Source organism: Pseudomonas sp. GOM7, assembly GCF_026723825.1.
Lineage (GTDB): Bacteria > Pseudomonadota > Gammaproteobacteria > Pseudomonadales > Pseudomonadaceae > Aquipseudomonas.
In genome coordinates, this window is sequence record NZ_CP113519.1 from 109250 (window position 1) to 128081 (window position 18832).

The window sequence follows — 18832 nt, forward strand, 5'->3', positions numbered from 1 at the left end:
GGCGACATCTCAGGCGAACTCGCAGATCACGGTGGAATCGGCATCCAGCGTGGCGTGCACGCGCTGCAGGCTTTCGCCGGCGGCCATGGCGTCGAGCAGGCGGTCGACCACCAGCGGCTGCAGGTGCTGGTCGATCAGGTGATCGATCAGGCGCGCGCCGCTGTCGCCATGGGTGCAGCGCTCGGCCAGGTGCTCGACCAGGCCGTCGCAATGGCTGAAAGCGAGCTGACGACGCGCCAGGCGCTCGCCGAAGCGGGCCAGCTTGAGGCCGACCAACTGACGCAGCAGGTCAGCGTCCATGGGGTAGTACGGCACCACGCGCATGCGCCCGAGCAGGGCAGGCTTGAAGTGCTGCGACAGTTGCGGGCGGATGGCCAGCTCCAGATCCTCGGCAGCCGGGCGCTCGCCGCCGGCACAGAGGCTGGCGATGCGATCGCTGGCCAGGTTGCTGGTCATCAGGATCAGGGTGTTGCGGAAGTTGATCTCGCGCCCTTCGCCGTCGTTGGCCACGCCCTTGTCGAAGATCTGGTAGAAGACGTTCATCACGTCCGGATCGGCCTTCTCCACCTCGTCGAGGAGGATCACCGAGTAGGGCTTCTGCCGTACCGCCTCGGTGAGCATGCCGCCTTCGCCATAGCCGACGTAGCCGGGCGGCGCGCCGATCAGCCGCGACACGGTGTGTTTTTCCTGAAACTCGGACATGTTGATCACGGTGAGGAAGCGCTCGCCGCCATATAGCAGGTCGGCCAGGGCCAGAGCGGTCTCGGTCTTGCCGACGCCGCTGGGGCCGACCAGGAGGAACACGCCCACCGGCGCATCGGGCTTGTTGAGGCCGGCGGCGGTGGCGCGCATCGCCTTGTCCAGTGCCTGGATCGCTTGCTCCTGGCCGCGCACACGCTGGCGCAGGTCCTCGGCGAAGGTGATGACCTTGGTGTTGTGCTCGCGGGCCAGTTGACTCAGCGGCACGCCCGTCCAGTGGCTGATCACTTCGGCTACCAGGCGCGGGCAGACCTCGAAGCTGACCAGGCGCTCGCTGGCCTGGGCTGCGGCCAGCTCGGCCTGCAGCGCGCGCAGTTCGGCTTCCAGTTCTTCCAGGCTCGGGCGCGGTTCATCGCTGGCTTCTTCGTTGCCTGTCAGGCGGGCGGCGGCGCATTGCTTGCGCTGTTCCAGCAGGCGTTCAGCCAGCTCGCGCTGCACGGCCCAGCGGGTTTCCAATTGTTCCAACTCGGCGCGGGCGACGACCAGGCGCTCTTCCAGGGCATCCAGGGCTTCATGGTCGATATTCAGACCGGCTTCCAGGTCGCGGCGCATGGCTTCACCCTGGCGCTCGCCCTCGGCGATCTCGCCGCGCAGGCGCTCCAGCGCCTCGGGGGCAGCAGCCAGGCTGATACGTACGCGGGCGCAGGCGGTGTCGAGCACGTCCACGGCCTTGTCCGGCAGTTGCCGACCGGCCAGGTAGCGCGCCGACAGTTCGGCGGCGGCGACCACCGCGTCGTCACGCAGGTAGATGCCGTGGCTCTTCTCGTACACCGGCGCCAGACCACGCAGAATGGTCACCGCCTCGTCGACGGTGGGCTCGTGCAGTTGCACCGGCTGGAAGCGACGGGCCAGGGCCGGGTCCTTCTCGAAGTACTTCTTGTATTCGCTCCAGGTGGTGGCAGCGATGGTGCGCAGCTCGCCACGGGCCAGCGCTGGCTTGAGCAGGTTGGCGGCGTCGCCGCTGCCGGCCTGGCCACCGGCACCGATCAGGGTGTGGGCTTCGTCGATGAACAGGATGATCGGCTTGGGTGAGGCTTTCACCTCATCGATCACCCCTTGCAGGCGACGCTCGAACTCGCCCTTGACGCTGGCACCGGCCTGCAGCAGGCCAAGATCCAGGCACAGCAGTTCGACGCCCTTGAGCACCTGCGGCACCTCGCCATTGGCGATGCGCAGGGCCAGGCCTTCGACGATGGCGGTCTTGCCGACGCCGGCCTCGCCGACCACGATGGGGTTGTTCTTGCGTCGGCGGGCGAGGATGTCGACCATCTGGCGAATCGCGCCGTCGCGGCACAGCACCGGGTCGAGCTTGCCGTCGCGGGCCTGCTGGGTGAAGTTGTGGGTGAAGCGCGCCAGGTTGGATTCGCCTGCGGCGGCCGGCTTGCCACCTGCGGCCTGCGGCTGCTGGCTGAGGGCGAAGTCGCGCAGGCGTTCGGCGTTGAGCTTGCCCAGCAGCGCCTGGTAGTGGCTGCCGGCATAGCGCATGGGGTTGCGCAGCAGGGCGAGGATCAGCGCGGCCTGGTCGACTTGATTGGCGCCCAGCTCCAGGTTGGCCACCAGCAGGGCATCCTGCAGCCACTGCACCAGCTCGGCACTGAATACCGGGTTGCGCGATTCGCTGTGCTCGCCGCGCGGTTGCAGGGCCTGGGCCAGCTCGCCAGCGTCCAGTTCGGCATCTTGCAGCGCGCGCGCCAGCAGGCTTTCCGGGCGCTCCAGCAGGCCCAGCAGCAGGTCTTCGACGAGAATCTTGTTGCCGCCGCGTACCACGCAGCGCTCGGCGGCCATCTCCAGATCGCGTTTGCTCGCGGCGTCCAGGGCTTGAACCAGTTGTTGCAGATCGACGTTGATCATTTCATCTTCCTTAATGTGTTTTGCTGCCGAGCGTGACCAGGCCGTCGGCGTTTTCACGGCCAAGCCAGGTCGTCCACCCTAACAGGCAGGGATTTTCTTCGCCGATGCGCAGGTCACGAATTTCGTCTTGGCGCAGTTCCAGGCGGATGTCGTAGTCCAGCGGATCGCGCAGGGTGAAGCGCACCAGCGCGCACAGCGGCTGGTAACCCGTGCCGATCGGCAGGAACTCGTGAAAGCGTGTCCAGCCGAGCTGGCGCACGTGAATGCGGAATTTGCCGCCGCGGTCGCGCACATGCTCGCCGAGCACGGTGTCCTCGCCGAGCCGGCTGTTGGCCAGGCCGAGGCGATTGCGCTGTTCCTCCAGCACGGTGACCTGGCGCTCCAGGCACTGCTCGATGAACAGCTCGGCATGCTTGAAGTAGTAACGCAGCACCGACTCGATCAGCGCCGCCGAGTGGGCACGCAGGCTGAGCAGGCCGAGGTAGGGCAGCAGGCGCTTCCAGTTCAGCTCCTGCGCCTGGCGGATCTGCTCGCTGCCAAGACCGATCAGGGCGAACAGGTGTGCCGAGAAGGCGTCCACTGCACCGCTCTGGAAACAGGCGCGGTAGCGGTACTTCTTCCAGATCGGCAGCAACAGGCGCTGCAGGCGGTTGTTGAACAGGTCGAGGAAGTCGCGGGTCGGGTTGCCGTCCTCGCTGTCGCCCAGGGCCTGTTCGCTGTAGAACGCCGGCAGCGGCGAGCCGCCACCGAACAGGCCGACCAGGTTGACGCGCATGCGCGCGCGCAGCTCGCCGTGTTCCTCGAAGAACTGCACGCGGTCGATGTCGCTACCCGGGAAGCCCAGGCTCGGGTTGGCCTGGAACTCCAGATGCTCATAGAGGCGTTCCTCATCCAGATCCGGATGGGCCGCTGCAAGGCGCTCGAGCACCAGCTGTACGGCCTGAAACAGGCTGTATTCGCGGATACCCCGGCTGAGCCGATTCAGAGCAGGGGCTGTTGCCCCATGCGTGGCGTCCATTTGTACGACTCTCCCTGTGTACTCTGTACGTGCAGCTCGTGGTAGCTGTTGAGACTGGCGTAGAGGGCGAAAAATTCATTGAGCACCGAAGCGAAGAGGAACAGATCGCCCTCGCCCAGGTAGCCTTCCGGGTTCATGACCAACTCGGTACGCACGCCACGCACCGGCAGACCGCGATGCAGGCGGTCGACATGGCGGTGGCCGATGCTCTTGAGGCCGCCGAGCAGGCGTTTGCTGACGCGCTCGGCATGCTGGTCGTAATAGCGCGGCAGGTCGTAGGTCTCGAGAATCACCTTGAGCGCCTCGACGTTGGCCAGCGACAGGTAGTTCAGCGACATGTTGGAAATCAGCTTCCACAGGAAGTCGCGGTGCAGCGGCGGTGCATAGCTCGGGGTGACCGCGCTGATATTGCGGAAGCTGAGAAAGTCCGGGGTGTCTTCGCTGGGCAGGCAGATATCGCCCAGGCGCAGTTGCCGTGGCAGGTTCTGGTTGGTGCATGTCAGCTCGATGGACAGCGTCTCGTGTTGCTCGAGGTTGTACAGGCCGAAGCTGAGCCAGGTCTCCAGGCCTTCGCCGAGCATCGACGGTTGCTGGCGCACGCTGTAGTGCGGGCGCGCCACCGGCACGTCGAAGCTGGGGTCGTGCTCGAACGACTCGAACGGCACGTACTCCTCGTAGCCCATGCCACCCGGCTTCCAGCCGGTCACGCAGTCCACCGAGAACACCCCGCAGTGCTGCGAGTCGTATTCGGCTGGCAGCAGCAGGTACTGATCCTGCTTGCCGTCGAGGCGGATCGGGATGGCGTCGTGCTTGAACAGATTGACCACCGGCGTGCAGTACAGGCGCACGTTTTCCAAGGTCGGGCGGATGCGTTGCACGCCAGCCTTGTGGATATCGAAACGCAGCTCCAGGCTGCGTGCCTGCTTGAGCAGATCCTCGGGCAGGCCGTTGAGGGCGTCCAGGCCGAGCAGGTCGACGAAGAGGAATTTCTCCTGGAAGGCGAAATACTCCTGCAGGTAGCGGTAGCCACGGAAGGTGTTCAGCGGGTAGGGGATCAGCGCCTCGTCTTCGGCGAAGCCCACCGGCTGCACCTGCTCGGGCTTGAGCTGCAGGGTGCCGAGCGTCTGGCCGAAGGCATCCTGCATCGGCTTGCCGGCGGCATCGAGCAGCACCACCTGGATGCCGCCGAGGTTACGCAGCAGCGCCAGGTAGAGCATCTGGCCGATATAACGCTCGCCGGCCAGGTGCAGGCGCAGTTTGTTCAGGCCAATCTCGCCAATATGGCCGTCGGCCGTCATCGCCAGGCGCAGGCTGAGCAGTGCACCGTCGCCCTTGACCGAATAATCCAGACCGTTCAGTGCCAGCGGCAGCACCTCGGTGGGGAAGCAGGTGCGAAAACGGCAGGTGACGTCCTCGACCGGCTTGGCCTCTACCGGCGTACCCCGTGCCACCGGCAGTGCCGGGCCAGGCCGGGTCAGCGGGTCGAATTGGAGCATGCTGAAGGCCGGCAGCGGGCGCATGTAGTTCGGCCACAGCAGGTGCATCAGCGAATGGGTCAGCTCCGGCAACTCGTCATCGAGCTTTTGCCGCAGGCGCCCGGAAAGGAAGGCGAAGCCTTCGAGCAGGCGCTCGACATCCGGATCACGCCCGGCCTGGCCGAGAAACGGCGCCAGCGCCGGGCTGCGCTCGGCGAAGCGCTTGCCCAGTTGGCGCAGGGCGGTGAGTTCGCTTTGGTAGTAGTGGTTGAAAGACATCTATCTATCCTTGATCAGTCGGAGCCATTGGTGGGTTCAACCAAATACTCGATCCATTCATCGCTGGCCTCGTGTTGTTTCAGGTAGGCCATGCGGACTTCATCGGAGGCGTGTTGCCAAAGAGGCATACAAAGCGATGACATACCAAAGCTGTAACTTTTTGCAGGCTCATTACTTACTCCCCAACATGCTTTTGGCTTTGGGGGTACACCAAGTGCTGACGTCGTCCCTCTGAAAGCCTGGGCAAGGCTGATCCTTGCTCATCAGCAGGTATTCGCGCCCTGGCTCATAGGTGAAGTGGTAGTAGTTGTCGTTGTCTTCGGCATAGAGCCAGTACGAGCTTGATCCCTCGTTGATGACATAAGGATCGAGAGTGAAGATCGAGGCCTCTTTGGGTACGAAGTTCTCGCGATCCATAACTAGCATCAAGCCATTGCCGACCACTCGGGTGAACAGCAGCACGCCCAGCAGGACGGCCGCTATGGCCAGAAAGACAGCGCGTTTAGCGTTCATAGAAATACAAAGTCGCGGCGCCCGTTTTGGCGCGATCAAGAAGATCCATGGCATCGCTGGCGTATTTTTCGGCCAGAGGGCCTGAGCCGTTGTAGCCACCGATAACCGCCTTCAGTTCCTGCTCTGTCAGGCTGCCCTTGTGGCAGGGGGTGCCGGTCACGCGGTCAATCAGTTCGCGCAGGTGGGCGGCGGCGTAGTAGAGGTCAGCCTTCCAGTCGTCGCCGGGAATGCGGGTGTCTTGGTTGTAACCGAAGATGCGGTACTGGACGTCCTCCGGCATGGGCCGCTTGCAGTAGTAGTTTTCGGTATAGGTTGCAGCCTTTCGTAGCGTGTTACGGCTCATGTTGACGAAGCCGCTAGAACTGCCGGCGATCCTGTCCGGAACGATGTCGAATGCGACCTCGTCGACGATGGCGAGAAAGGTGGTGAGCGAGCGCTCACCGAACTGCAGGGCCTGCAGTGTCTTGCTGGCTCCGGGGCCGTTCTCCTGTTGCAATATCACCGCAAGCAGGATGTGGGGAATGCCATGGTATTTGGCGGCATCCCTGATCCAGCCGCGAATTTCGGAGTCCGAGAATTCGGTTCTGAGAACTTCGTTACCCTCGGGGGCATACCACATGATCTGCAGGGGCGAGGGCAGGTCGCCCGTATAACTGGGTACGCTCGCGTACTCGTGAAGGGTGGTCACTTCCTGGCCAGTACAGCGACAGTACGACAGCACTTCCGGTTCGGTTTGCTGCACCTCTGTCGAGGTGGACGTACCCGCTTTGACGTAGGTGACACCGTCTTTCTGTCGGGTGGGTTGATCGGCCATCTCGCGCCTCCTCAGAATTCGATGAAAACTTCGAGCGGCTCGGCCGCGCCGTGCGGTGCCAGGCGATGCGTCATCCCCTGCGTATCCGTCACCCCGGCCTCTTCGCTTCCGTCCTGACGAACGATCAGATAGCGGGTGTTGGCCAGTGGATCCCCGAGGCTATTGGTGAGCTGGTACTGAGCATCGAAGCTGCCCGGGAAGGACAGTGTTGATGGCGAAACGAATGAGGCGGCGGAGTGTGCCGTGCCAATCAACACCGTCCCCGACCCACTCACCACCACATTGCCGTGACTCCCCACACTCCCCACCACTGCCGCCGGCTTGCCGTTGATCAGCACGGTAGGAATTACCGCGCCGGACATGGCGCCGCCGCAGGCGGAAGGGTCACCCATGCGCGCAGCCGGCAGGCTGTCGAACAGCACGTCGGGCGAACCGGCGGCGATCGGGTTGGTGCCGTGGCCGGGAATCGGGCAGGCGGTGGGGTCGCTCAGGCGGGCGGCGGGTTTACCGGACATGTGAGGCTCCTGGGTTGACCTTGACCTGACCGCTGCCATCCAGGCTCGCGGAGAAACTGACCTGGCGCTTGATGCCGTCCATTTCCAACATGGCGTCGATGGCGAAGGCCTGACGCAATGGGTCATGGGTGCGCGGCAGGGATATCACCCGCACCTGGGTCAGTCTCGGTTCGTACGCTTCGATGAAGCGTTCGATGGCGATACGCGCCTGCTGCAGCGAGTCGTGCAGCGACAGGCGCATATCGTTCAAATCGGGCAACCCGTAGTCGGGCAGCGTTTGCACGCTGCCCGCACGGGTGCTGAGCATCTTGGCCAGATGGGCAGCCACCGAGGCCATGGCGGCGACCTCGCGGCTCCAGCCGGCACGTTGGCCGGCCTCGCCACCGAGGCGCTCGAACAGGCTGCCGTATCCGTTCATCGATGCTTATTCCTTGTCCAGCTTGCCAACCAGCGACAGGGTGAAGTCGGCACCCATGTACTTGAAGTGCGGGCGCACGTTCAGGCTGACGCGGTACCAGCCCGGCTCGCCTTCGACATCGCTGACGATGACCTGAGCGGCGCGCAGCGGACGACGGCTACGCACTTCGGAGCTGGGGTTCTCCTGGTCGGCCACGTACTGGCGGATCCACTTGTTGAGTTCCAGCTCGAGGTCGGTACGTTCCTTCCAGGCACCGATCTGCTCGCGCTGCAGCACTTTCAGGTAGTGGGCCAGGCGGTTGACGATGAACATGTAGGGCAGCTGGGTGCCCAGCTTGTAGTTCAGCTCGGCGGTCTTGCCTTCTTCACTGATGCCGAAGAACTTCGGCTTCTGCGCGGAGTTGGCGGAGAAGAACGCGGCGTTGTCGCTGCCCTTGCGCATGGTCAGGGCGATGAAGCCTTCTTCGGCCAGTTCGTACTCGCGGCGGTCGGAGACCAGCACTTCGGTCGGGATCTTGGTTTCGATCTCGCCCATGCTCTCGAAGTGGTGCAGCGGCAGGTCTTCCACCGCGCCACCGCTCTGCGGGCCGATGATGTTCGGGCACCAGCGGAACTTGGCGAAGCTGTCGGTCAGGCGGCTGGCGAAGGCGTAGGCGGTGTTGCCCCACAGGTAGTGCTCGTGGCTGTTAGCCACGTTTTCCTTGTAGACGAAGGTCTTCACCGGGTTGTCTTCCGGGTCGTACGGGTTGCGCAGGAGGAAGCGCGGTACGGTCAGGCCGACGTAGCGGGCGTCTTCCTGCTCGCGGAAGCTCTGCCACTTGGTGAATTGCGGGCCCTCGAAGTGGTCTTTCAGATCCTTCAGATCCGGCAGGCCGGTGAAGGTCTCCAGGCCGAAGAATTTCGGGCCGGCCGAGGCGATGAACGGGGCGTGGGACATGCAGGCCACCGAGGCGACGTACTGCAGGGTCTTGACGTCCGGGGCGCTCGGATCGAAGTAGTAGTTGGCGATCAGGGCGCCGACCGGCTGGCCACCGAACTGGCCGTACTCGGCGGTGTAGATGTGCTTGTACAGGCCGGACTGAACGATTTCCGGGCTGTCCTCGAAGTCATCGAGCAGATCCTGCTTGGAGGCGTTGAGGATCTCCAGCTTGATGTTCTCGCGGAAGTTGGTGCGATCCACCAGCAGCTTGAGGCCGCGCCAGGCGGATTCCAGGGCCTGGAACTGCTCGTGGTGAAGGATTTCGTCCATCTGCCGGCTGAGCTTGGCGTCGATCTCCGCGATCATGCGGTCGACCATGGCCTTCTTCACCGGCTCGTTTTCGTTCTGCGGCTTGAGCAGCTCTTCGATGAAGGCCGACACACCGCGTTTGGCGATGTCGTAGGCTTCGTCGTCGGGGGTCAGCTTGGTTTCCGCGATGATGCGGTCGAGGATGCCGAGGTCGGCGGCGCTTTGGCTGCTTTCTACGGCTGCGCTAGTCGTGCTCATGGATATGCGTCCTTGTCAGTTGAGTATCAGGAGTCGAGCTTGTCTTGAGCGGCCAGGCCCAGTTCGCCGAGCACGCGGTCACGCGAGTCGTCGTCGGAGAGCACGCTCTCGATGGCCTTGCGGAAGGCCGGCGCGTTGCCCAGCGGGCCTTTCAGTGCGACCAGGGCGTCGCGCAGCTCCATCAGTTTCTTCAGCTCCGGTACCTGCTCGACCAGGTTGGCCGGGTTGAAGTCCTTCATGGAGTTGATCTTCAGTTGCACGGCCAGCTCGTCGTCGGTCTCTTCGTCCTGCAGACGGTTCGGCACGGCGAAGGTCAGGTTCAGCTCCTGCTTGGCCAGTACTTCATCGAAGCTGTTCTTGTCGATGCTGATGGGCTTGCGGTCTTCGATCTTGCGATCGTCGGCACGCTGGGTGAAATCGCCGAGCACCATGAGCTTCAGGGGCAGTTCGATTTCTTCCTGGGCACCGCCAGTGGCGGGTTTGAAAGTGACGTTGATGCGTTCCTTGGGGGCTACCGAGCCTTCTTTGGCCATGGGTGTTCTCCTTTGCGTTTATGGCCCGGAGGCCTTTGGTTGGGCGTGTTGGCGCCTTAGTCCAGCACCACCTCGAGGTCGAGGTGGCACAACCTGCGATAGATCTCGTCCTTGCTGTCGCGCACTGCATGGTTTTGCGGCAATAGCTCGCAGCAGTTGTGCAGCAGACGCAGCACATCGAGGGCGAGATCGGGTTCCCACTCGCCGAGGCCGGAGGCCTGCAGCGTCTGGTCGAGTGATTCGAGTTGGGTCTTGGCCAGGTCGTACTTCTTCGCGGCGAAGCACAGACGGGCCAGGGTCAGTTGCCAGAAGAAGCGTTCGCGGCCACCACGGGCGCGCGACATGCCTTGCTTGAGCTGTTGCACGGCGGCTTTCAGGCCGTCCTTGCGCAGGCCGGGCAGTACCTGCTGCAGCGCCTCTTCCCAAGGCGGCGTGGCGCCCTGCTCGTTGGCGGCGGGCTTCTTCTCCACTTCCGGTGTCTGCAGGTGCGGCAGCACGTGGGCGCCGATCCAGGCACGGGTTTCGGCATCGGCGAAAGGTACGCCGTCGTGGAAACGCAGCTCGTCCAGGCCGGGCACGCGCTGCAGGAACAGGGCGAGCTGGATTTCCACCTCGCGCATGGCCTGCTCGGCCTTGAGCTCCTGCAGGCATTCCCAGACCAGGCGCTGGCCATCGAGCCAGAACGGCGCACGGGCGATGCTGGCTTCCAGGTCGGCGAGCAGGTCGGCGTAGGCGCCCTGGGCAAAACGCTCTTTATAGGAGGCCAGCTTGTCGGCCGGCAGGCCGCGCAGGGCGGTGATGTGCTCGGCGTTACGCTCGGGCAGCGACTCGATGGGCAGCCACAGCAGGGTGCGCGCCAGACGCAGCGGCTTGAGGTCGGTGGCCTTGTTCTTCAGCCACCAGGCGCACAGCGGCCGGGCGGCGTCCTGCTGGGTGCGCAGGGCCTTGTGTGCGTCCTTCTCGTTCTCGATGGGGCCGCTGCCGGTGATGATCTGGGTGGCGACCTGCTTGACCTGGGCGATGGCGGCGCCTACTGCGCCGGGCTCGGCCTGGCCCTGGCTGGCACGCTTGATCTGCTCATCGAGACGACGGCACAGCGGCAGCAGCAGCGGCGATTCTTCGCCGAGATGAACCGAGAGGCTGGCTTCGAGGCCGTGCAGGTGTTCGGCCAGGCGACGGAACAGTGGCAATTGCTCGCTGATCGGCACGTGGTCGGCCAACGCCTGCTCCAGGCGCGGCAGCAGCCAGTTGATGGCAGCGGCGCGGGTACGCGCCTTGCGGGGGTGCAGTTCGTGCCAGTGGTGTTCGCAGAGGTAGTGCAAAAGGTTCAGACCGGCCTGCAGGCCGGCGAAGGATTCGCGCTGGAACAGGCCCCAGGTCAGCCAGGTGGCGGCGCGCAGATCCTTGGACTGGGTGGTCAGCAGGTTCTCGCTGCCCTCGCGCACCTTCTGCCAGTCGATACCGCCAGTGTCATGCAGGGATGAGGCTTTGCCCAGTTCGGTTTCCAGCATTTCGTATTCGCTGGAATAACGCACATCCTCGCCTGCAAAGTTGCCCTCGATAATAGGCGTCTTGGCGAGGTTGAGATAATGAGCGGTCAGCTTGCTGGAGTATGTCATTCCATGACTCGATTATTAAAAGTGGGCAACTTAAACGGAATCACAAGCTGCCATCAAAATGATGGCAGTGCGCCGTTTTGCGCAACTTTTTGCGCAGTCGTTTGTGCAACAACTTGCGCAAGATCCTTATAGGTTGGGCATCCTAGCCCCATGAGCGGAGGTGGGCAACCATCCAAAGTGTGATATGCCTAACATTCAGGGATATCTATCAAATTATTGCAGGCGACTCGTTCAGGCATGTTGCACATGCACTTGGGGCAATCCGTTATCGATGTTTTGCCTTTCAGAAAACATATCGGATGTATGTAGGAAATAACTTACTGGCAAATTAGTGGCGCATCACATTTGCTGGCTTTCTGATATTGCCGTTTGTGATGCCGGCCGCTGTTTTCATGCGGGCTTTATGTCAGGGCGGCCGGCGAAGGTGAGCAGGTTTCAGGCATCGAGCGCTGTGCTGTGAAGGCGTAATTCCAGGCGGTGCCGTTCGTCGGGTTGTAGCTGCAACATGTCTTCGAGCAGGTTCGCCGTCTCGATGCACAGCATGCCCTGCCAGGCGTCATCGGCGAATTGCGACAGGCGTCTGGCCTTGTCGATCCAGGGGTTCCACAGCACGGCCGAGTGCGAACCCCGGGCGTCGAGGTGGATGCGCCGCTTCCAGAGCGGGTCGACGATGCTCAGGCGCTCAGGTGTACCGAGGTAGATGCGATCCACCTCACTGCTGAAGGTCGCAGGCCCGTCCTGTTGCAGTTCGCGCCAATCCTGCAGCGTATCGATGTAGCGGCAGCCCTGCAGCCCTTCGACGTGCACCTGGCGGATGTCGCTGACGGCGAAGTAGCTATGCAGTGCCTGGCTCAGGGCCAGGAGCGTGTCGCTGCGATTGTGGGTTTCCAGGCTCATGCTCAGATCTTCACCGAGGCGCACGATGAAGGTCAGGCCGACATCGCGGGGCCAGCCAGGCAGGGGCGCCTCGCGTGTGTCGTAGGCGAAGCGCAGGGTTACCGCGTCAGCCTCTTCGTTGATACCCAGCAGCTCCCAGTCTCGCGCACGCACCAGGCCGTGGGCCGGCGGTTGGTCATGGTGATAGTGCGCCTGCACCGCCTGCGGGTTGCGCCGCAGGTCACCGAACCAGGGCCAGCAGATGGGCACGCCGCCGCGCACGCTCTGCCCTCGCTGATAGGCGGCCTCGGGACTGAGCCAGATCAGTGGCGGCTGCCCGTCCTGGGCATAGCTGAGGATTTGCGCGCCCTGCTGCGCCAGCAGCAATTCGCTGCCTGCGCAACGGATGCGCCAGCAGGTCAGTTGATCCAGTTCCAGGCATTCGACTTGAGGGCTGCTCATGACGCGTCTCGCTTTGCTGAATGAGGTATGGGGAAATGAAACGCCCGTCGCGAAGACGGGCGTTTCGAGCGGCTTGCAAACCTGTATGACCTACTGGCCGTAGACCTGTTCCGGCAGCCAGGTGATCAGCCCCGGGAAGATATAGGCAATTACCAGCAGCAGAATCTGGATCAGGATGAACGGCACCACGCCTTTGTAGATGGTGCTGGTCGCCACACTGGCCGGGGTCACCCCGCGCAGGTAGAACAGGGCGAAGCCGAAGGGCGGGGTGAGGAAGGAAGTCTGCAGGTTCAGCGCGATCATCACCCCCAGCCAGATCGGATCCAGGCCCATGGCCAACAGCACCGGGCCGACGATCGGTACCACCACGAAGGTGATCTCGATGAAATCGAGGATGAAGCCGAGCAGGAAGATCACCAGCATCACCACGAAGAAGGCGCCGAGCACGCCGCCGGGCAACTGGGCGAACACGTCCTCGATCAGCACTTCGCCGCCAAAGCCGCGGAACACCAGAGAGAACAGCGAGGCGCCGATCAGGATCAGGAAGACCATGGCGCTGATTTCGGTGGTGCCGTAGGCCACTTCCTTGAGCTGGCTGAAATTCAGCTTGCTCTTGCTCAGGGCCAGCAGCATGGCACCGACGGCGCCCAGAGCCGCCGCTTCGGTCGGCGTGGCGTAACCGGCGAGGATCGACCCCAATACCGCGCCGATCAGGATCAGCGGCGGAATCAGCGCCTTGCCCAGCTTGCCCCACTCGATCGCGCCCAGCTCCTCTTGTGGCAATGCCGGCAGTTTCTTCGGCTGAAAGATCGCCACGAAGATGATGTAAACGATGTACAGGCCGACCAGCAGCAGGCCCGGCAGCAGGGCACCGACGAACAGATCGCCGACCGAGACGGTCTTCGGCGAGAAGATGCCCATCTTTAGCTGCGCCTGCTGATAGGCGCTGGACATCACGTCACCCAGCAGCACCAGCACGATCGATGGCGGAATGATCTGCCCCAGGGTGCCGGTGGCGGCCAGGGTACCGGTGGAAATCGCCGGGTCGTAGCCGCGACGCAGCATGGTCGGCAGCGCCAGCAGGCCCATGGTCACCACGGTGGCGCCGACGATACCGGTGCTGGCAGCGAGCAGGGCGCCGACCACGCACACCGAGATCGCCAGGCCGCCGCGCAGGGTGCCGAACAGGCGCGACATGGATTCGAGCAGATCCTCGGCCACCCGTGAGCGTTCCAGCATCACCCCCATGAACACGAACAGTGGCACCGCGAGCATGGTCTGGTTGTTCATGATGCCGAACAAGCGGTTCGGCAGGGCACTGAGGTAACCGGCATCGAAGGTGCCGGTAAGCGCACCGATGCCGGCGAACAGCAGGGAAACACCGGCCAGGGTGAAGGCCACTGGGAAGCCGGCCATCAGGGCCGCACAGATGCTGACGAACAGCAGAATCGCCATCAACTCAGCCATGCTTCACCTCCACAGCCGGCAGGCGACCGCTGATGACATAGAGCGCCTTGATGGCGTTGGACAGCCCTTGCAGCACCAGGCTGACCACCAGCACCAGGATGATGCTCTTCTGCAGGTAGACGAAGTGCAGGCCGCCGGACTCGCTGGAGGCCTCGTGGGTGGCCCAGGAGTTGGCGACATAGTCCCAACTGGCCCAGCCGAGGAACAGGCTTACCGGCAGCAGGAACAAGAGGGTACCGAGCAGATCCACCAGGGCCTGCCGGCGGCCGCTGAATTTCTGATAGAAGATGTCCACGCGCACGTGGCCGTTGCGTTGCAGCACCCAGGAAGCCGCGCCCATGAAGACCAGGTCGTGGGCATAGAGCACCGACTCCTGCAGGGCGGTGGCGCCAATGCCGAAACCGTAGCGCAGCACCACGACGATGGCCGTACCGACCACCAGAAACAGGGTCAGCCAGGCGCAGGCCTTGCCGAACCCGGCGTTGAGGCTGTCGATCAGGGATGCAAGAGCGAGGGGAAGTGATGGCTTGTCGGACATAGTGAGTCCTTTATCGTTATTGGAAGGAGGCAGGGCGTAGGTGGCACGCCATGACACGCACGCCCTTGTGAGGCGCCGGCCGGCGATTCTAGGCAGGCTGCCGGCCCGGCAGCAATGCCCATGCAACTTTAGTCGTAGCGACTAGGCTTGAGAGTCACCTGGCCCTATGTTAATCAAGCCCGGTCTGCCGTCGGCGATCCCGTGGTCAGACCAATACAACAACAAGGAGCATTGCATGAAACGTCGCGACATACTCGCCGCAGCAGGTGTGGGCCTTGCGGCCACCGCGCTGGTGGGCTGCAAAGAAGAAGCGAAGAGTGGCGCACCCCAAGAGGGTTCCAGCTCGCAGACCTTCACCTGGAAGATGGTCACCTCCTGGCCGAAGAACTTCCCGGGCGTCGGCGTGGGGGCCGAGCGCTTCGCCAAGCTGGTCGATGAAATGAGCAATGGCCGCCTGAAGGTCAAGGTCTACGCCGCTGGTGAACTGGTGCCGGCGCTGGAAGTGTTCGACGCCGTCTCCCGCGGCACCGCTGAAATGGGCCATGGCGCGCCTTACTACTGGAAAGGCAAGGTGCCGGCCGCGCAGTTCTTCTGCGCCCTGCCGTTCGGCCCCAACGCCCAGGAAATGAACGCCTGGCTGCATTACGGCGGCGGCCAGCAGCTCTGGGAGGAGGTATACAAGCCGTTCGGCGTACTGCCGATGGCCTGTGGCAACACCGGCGTACAGACCGCCGGCTGGTTCAACAAGGAAATCAACTCGGTCGACGACTTCAAGGGCCTGAAGATGCGCACCCCAGGCTTGGGCGGCGAAGTGCTGACCAAGATGGGCGGCACCGTGGTCAACATGCCGGCCGGCGAGATCTTCACCGCCCTGCAGACCGGCGCCATCGACGCTACCGAATGGATCGGCCCGTACAACGATCTGGCACTGGGTCTGCACAAGGCTGCCAAGTACTACTACACCCCGGGCTGGCAGGAGCCGAGCGTGCAGTTCGAGCTGGACGTCAACCTCAAGGCCTGGGAAACCCTGCCGGCTGACCTGAAAGCCATCGTTCGTGCAGCCGCACGTGACGTCAACGGCGACATGCTCGACGACTACAACGCCAAGAACATGGAAGCCCTGGAGCAGCTCAAGGCCGATGGCGTGGAAGTTCGCCGCCTACCGGACGCCGTGCTGGCACGCCTCAAGGAAGTGGCTGCCGAAGTGGTCGAGACCAGTGCCGCTGCCGATCCTGCGGCCGCCAAGGTCTGGGCGCAGCAGAAGGCCTACCTCCAGCGTCTATACGACTATGCTGAAGTGGCAGACAAGGATATCTACAACATCCGCGGCTAAGCCTTCGCTGCACAGCAAAACGCCGGCTTTTCAGCCGGCGTTTTCGTTAGGATTCCCGGGTTGCGCCCCGGCTGTCAGCCGCGACGCGGCGGCACCGGGCGGGTGCGGCCGCTGCCATCGATGGCGACGAAGACGAACACCGCTTCGGTAACCTTGCGCCACTCGTTGGACAGCGGGTCGTCGCTCCACACCTCGACCATCATCTGGATCGAGCTGCGCCCCACTTCCAGCGTCTGGGTATAGAACGAAAGCTGCGCGCCCACCGCCACCGGCACCAGAAAGGCCATGCGGTCGATGGCCACCGTGGCTACGCGGCCGCCAGCGACCTTGCTGGCCATGGCCGTGCCGGCGAGATCCATCTGCGACACCAGCCAACCGCCGTAAATGTCACCGAAACCATTGGTCTCGCGCGGCAGCGCGGTGATCTGCAGGGCCAGGTCGCCCTGAGGGATCGGATCTTCCTGTTCGTAGTCGTTCATGGCTCGAGACTCACGGCGCGGTTGTTGGTCTGGGCGCGAACCCTGGCGGTAGAAGGCCTGGCGAGTATAACGGCTGAGCGGGCGGTGAGCGACCATTGCGGCGTAGAGGCGCTTGGCTGAAGCGCAGCGCTCGGGTAAAACGCACGACCCTGAAAGCGGTCATCGGGCAGGATGCCTTGAGGCTTGCTCGGCGTTGTTTTTTATCTATTTGATTTTAAAGGCTTTGTGTAAAAACCAAGTCTGGCACGGGCAGTGCAACCTTTCTGTCAAACGCCTCCAGAACGGGGCGTAGAGCGTCAAACACAAGACTCATGGCCCTCGCGGGCCGCCTTGAACCGCAATACTTGAGGAGAACTGCCATGCTGAGCTGGGCACTGACCTTTCTGATCATCGCCATCGTCGCTGCCGTACTGGGCTTCGGGGGTATCGCCGGCACCGCTGCGGGGATCGCCAAGATCCTGTTCGTGGTCTTCCTGGTGCTGTTCGTCATCTCCTTCTTCATAGGCCGTCGCCCGCGCATGTAAGGAGGACGCGATGCAGACACTTCACGCCTTGGCCGCCGCCCTGCTTCTGGGCGGCGCCGTGGCGGCTCATGCCGCCGACCGTGACGCCATGTTCCAGCCCAGCGAGCTGCTCGGCAGCGACAGCGAGTACCGCGAAGCCTGGCAGGACATGGTCGAAGATGAAAAACGCCTGCCGGAGTGGGTGATGAACCTCAGCGGTACTGCCACGCCCATGCAGGCTGTGGACAGCGAAGAGGGGCGTTTCCTCGTCGGCCAGGTCTGCGAGGCGCACAACTGTTTCAACCAGCGCGTCTACGTGGCCTTCGACTGGGACAAGGACGATGCCTACGCGCTCTACGTGCAAGTGCCTGATGGCCTGCCAGAGGATCGCGCGCCGAGCGAGCATGCCAGCCTGCGTTGGCTGGGTGAGCCGGACGAGGAAGTACGCAAGCTGTTGCAGGAGCAGCTACGCAGCGACCCCAACTGGTTCTGAGCCCGCCGGATCACCCGCAGCCGCGAACTCATTGATCAATGAGCCGTGGCGGTTGCGCTGCTTGCGCCCCATCGCCACGGCTGTCGCGCTATCATCCCCGGCCAGTGCAACGAGGGGGTGAGGCATGCTCAATGGCCTGTGGCTGAGCTTTTTCCTGATAGCCGCGGTGGCGGGGTTTTCCCGCTGGCTGATCGGCGACGATCCGAGCGTATTCGCCGCCATGGTCGAGGCCCTGTTCGCCATGGCCAAGCTGTCGGTCGAGGTCATGGTGCTGCTGTTCGGCACCATGACGCTATGGCTCGGCCTGCTGCGCATCGCCGAACAGGCCGGCCTGGTCGATATGCTGGCGCGCCTGCTCGGCCCGCTGTTCGCCCGTCTGATGCCGGAGGTGCCGCGCGGCCATCCGGCGCTGGGGCTGATCACCATGAACTTCGCCGCCAATGGCCTGGGCCTGGATAATGCCGCCACCCCCATCGGCCTCAAGGCCATGCGCAGCCTGCAGGAGCTGAATCCGAACAAGCTGGTGGCGAGTAACGCGCAGATTCTCTTTCTGGTGCTCAATGCCTCGTCGCTGACCCTGCTGCCGGTGTCGATCTTCATGTACCGGGTGCAACAGGGCGCGCAGGATCCGACCCTGGTATTCCTGCCGATCCTGCTGGCCACCAGCGCCTCCAGCCTGGTCGGCCTGCTGTCGGTTGCGTTCATGCAGCGCCTGCGTCTGTGGGATCCGGTGGTGCTGGCTTACCTGGTGCCGGGTGCCTTGCTGCTCGGCAGCTTCATGGCGCTGTTGGCCGGGCTCAGCGCCACGGCGCTGGCGGCGCTGTCATCGCTGCTGGGCAATCTGACCCTGTTCTGCGTGATCCTCGCCTTCGTGCTGGTTGGCGCGCTACGCCGTGTCGCGGTCTACGAGCAGTTCATCGAAGGCGCGCGCGAAGGCTTCGACATTGCCAAGAGCCTGCTGCCCTATCTGGTGGCCATGCTCTGCGCCATCGGCGTGCTGCGTGCTTCCGGTGCGCTGGAATTCGGCCTCGACGGCATCCGCTGGCTGGTGGATCTGTTGGGCTGGGACACGCGCTTCGTCGACGCCCTGCCCACCGCACTGGTCAAGCCCTTCTCCGGTAGCGCGGCGCGCGCCATGCTGATCGAGACCATGCAGGCGCAGGGCGTAGATAGCTTCGCTGCGCTGGCAGCGGCGACCATTCAGGGCAGCACGGAAACCACCTTCTACGTGCTGGCCGTGTACTTCGGTGCGGTGGGCATCCAGCGTGCACGCCACGCCGTGGGCTGCGCCCTGTTGGCCGAACTGGCCGGGGTGATCGCGGCGATCTCGGTGACCTACTGGTTTTTCGGCTGAGGCGGCGCTCGCTTTCGTGCGACCGCATGCGGAAGGAGGGATGCCGGG

The 18832-nt window shown here is 63.6% G+C and carries 18 protein-coding genes; 4 read left to right on the top strand and 14 right to left on the bottom strand.

Annotated elements, in window-relative coordinates:
* Nucleotides 1-9: 9 nt before the first annotated feature.
* The 13 genes from tssH to OU800_RS00550 form a co-directional block, all read right to left on the bottom strand.
* Nucleotides 10-2610, bottom strand: a complete 2601-nt coding sequence (gene tssH, locus OU800_RS00490) for a type VI secretion system ATPase TssH (RefSeq protein ID WP_268180302.1) — start codon at nt 2608-2610, stop codon at nt 10-12.
* 10 nt (nt 2611-2620) lie between these two features.
* Nucleotides 2621-3628: a type VI secretion system baseplate subunit TssG gene (gene tssG, locus OU800_RS00495; protein ID WP_268180304.1), complete on the bottom strand. Its 1008-nt coding sequence runs from the start codon at nt 3626-3628 to the stop codon at nt 2621-2623.
* On the bottom strand, nt 3592-5382 hold the full coding sequence (gene tssF / locus OU800_RS00500) for a type VI secretion system baseplate subunit TssF (protein WP_268180306.1): 1791 nt from the start codon (nt 5380-5382) through the stop codon (nt 3592-3594). The genes tssG and tssF overlap by 37 nt, the downstream gene beginning before the upstream one ends.
* A gap of 171 nt (nt 5383-5553) precedes the next feature.
* Nucleotides 5554-5895, bottom strand: coding sequence for a hypothetical protein (locus tag OU800_RS00505; protein ID WP_268180308.1), 342 nt, complete (start codon nt 5893-5895; stop codon nt 5554-5556).
* On the bottom strand, nt 5885-6709 hold the full coding sequence (locus tag OU800_RS00510) for a hypothetical protein (protein WP_268180310.1): 825 nt from the start codon (nt 6707-6709) through the stop codon (nt 5885-5887). Before OU800_RS00510 ends, OU800_RS00505 begins: the two co-directional genes overlap by 11 nt.
* Nucleotides 6710-6720: 11 nt before the next feature.
* Entirely contained in the window at nt 6721-7224 is a 504-nt protein-coding gene (locus tag OU800_RS00515; protein ID WP_268180312.1) for a PAAR domain-containing protein, read from the bottom strand.
* Nucleotides 7214-7642, bottom strand: a complete 429-nt coding sequence (tssE, locus tag OU800_RS00520; RefSeq protein WP_268180314.1) for a type VI secretion system baseplate subunit TssE — start codon at nt 7640-7642, stop codon at nt 7214-7216. The genes OU800_RS00515 and tssE overlap by 11 nt, the downstream gene beginning before the upstream one ends.
* Before the next feature lie 6 nt (nt 7643-7648).
* Nucleotides 7649-9127 carry a type VI secretion system contractile sheath large subunit gene (gene tssC, locus OU800_RS00525; protein WP_268180316.1) on the bottom strand — a complete coding sequence of 493 codons (1479 nt, stop codon included), beginning with the start codon at nt 9125-9127 and terminating at the stop codon, nt 7649-7651.
* A gap of 26 nt (nt 9128-9153) precedes the next feature.
* The gene (gene tssB / locus OU800_RS00530; protein ID WP_159971587.1) at nt 9154-9660 is read right to left on the bottom strand and encodes a type VI secretion system contractile sheath small subunit; all 507 of its coding nucleotides are present in this window, start codon (nt 9658-9660) and stop codon (nt 9154-9156) included.
* A 56-nt stretch (nt 9661-9716) separates the two neighbouring features.
* A complete protein-coding gene (gene tssA / locus OU800_RS00535) occupies nt 9717-11279 on the bottom strand; it encodes a type VI secretion system protein TssA (RefSeq protein ID WP_268180319.1) in 1563 nt (520 codons plus the stop codon).
* A 435-nt stretch (nt 11280-11714) separates the two neighbouring features.
* Nucleotides 11715-12617 (bottom strand): D-hexose-6-phosphate mutarotase, encoded by a 903-nt coding sequence (locus OU800_RS00540; protein ID WP_268180320.1) that lies wholly within the window; start codon nt 12615-12617, stop codon nt 11715-11717.
* 90 nt (nt 12618-12707) lie between these two features.
* On the bottom strand, nt 12708-14084 hold the full coding sequence (locus OU800_RS00545; RefSeq protein WP_268180322.1) for a TRAP transporter large permease: 1377 nt from the start codon (nt 14082-14084) through the stop codon (nt 12708-12710).
* On the bottom strand, nt 14077-14622 hold the full coding sequence (locus OU800_RS00550; RefSeq protein WP_268180323.1) for a TRAP transporter small permease subunit: 546 nt from the start codon (nt 14620-14622) through the stop codon (nt 14077-14079). Before OU800_RS00550 ends, OU800_RS00545 begins: the two co-directional genes overlap by 8 nt.
* Before the next feature lie 235 nt (nt 14623-14857).
* Between OU800_RS00550 and OU800_RS00555 the strand changes: the two genes are divergently transcribed.
* Complete coding sequence (locus OU800_RS00555) at nt 14858-15955, top strand: TRAP transporter substrate-binding protein (protein ID WP_268180325.1); 1098 nt, start codon at nt 14858-14860, stop codon at nt 15953-15955.
* 74 nt (nt 15956-16029) lie between these two features.
* Here the strand turns inward: OU800_RS00555 and OU800_RS00560 are convergent, their stop codons facing one another.
* Nucleotides 16030-16434 (bottom strand): acyl-CoA thioesterase, encoded by a 405-nt coding sequence (locus OU800_RS00560; RefSeq protein WP_268180327.1) that lies wholly within the window; start codon nt 16432-16434, stop codon nt 16030-16032.
* Between the two features lie 359 nt (nt 16435-16793).
* Here OU800_RS00560 and OU800_RS00565 point away from each other — a divergent pair, with 359 nt between their 5' ends.
* From OU800_RS00565 to OU800_RS00575, 3 genes are all read left to right on the top strand, one after another.
* A complete protein-coding gene (locus OU800_RS00565) occupies nt 16794-16958 on the top strand; it encodes a DUF1328 domain-containing protein (RefSeq protein ID WP_268180329.1) in 165 nt (54 codons plus the stop codon).
* Nucleotides 16959-16968: 10 nt separating this feature from the next.
* Entirely contained in the window at nt 16969-17430 is a 462-nt protein-coding gene (locus OU800_RS00570) for an inhibitor of vertebrate lysozyme family protein (RefSeq protein WP_268180331.1), read from the top strand.
* Between the two features lie 124 nt (nt 17431-17554).
* A complete protein-coding gene (locus tag OU800_RS00575; protein WP_268180333.1) occupies nt 17555-18784 on the top strand; it encodes a nucleoside recognition domain-containing protein in 1230 nt (409 codons plus the stop codon).
* The last annotated feature ends 48 nt before the right edge of the window (nt 18785-18832 follow it).